The sequence below is a fragment of the Dellaglioa sp. CoH-55-MRSF-9 genome, from assembly GCF_056782155.1.
This window is the reverse complement of the sequence record NZ_JBXAYG010000105.1, coordinates 1-263: the sequence shown is the minus strand read 5'-3', so window position 1 is coordinate 263 and position 263 is coordinate 1. Positions and strand designations below refer to the sequence as shown.

The 263-nt window shown below is 47.9% G+C and carries 1 pseudogene; it reads right to left on the bottom strand.

Features of this window, described 5'->3' with window-relative positions:
• Positions 1-263, bottom strand: a pseudogene (locus tag AC1RPV_RS07965) (hypothetical protein); the annotation flags it as partial.

The window sequence follows — 263 nt, the reverse complement described above, 5'->3', positions numbered from 1 at the left end:
GCCATTGTACAGTCGCGCAGGAATTCTACGTGCGGATGTTTTTTCTGGATAGCGGCAACAGCAGCTTCACAGCTTTGGCGACGCTTGTTATAAGCAGAAGAAGCCAATTCGTGTTTCACAACTGAATCCATCAGAACCAGACGATAACCTTCCGGATGGAATGGGAAATACTGATACTCCAGTGAACGGCAATCCAGACGGATCAAGCTACCAGCTTTACCGAATACGGAAGCAAACTGGTCCATAATACCGCAGTTCACACC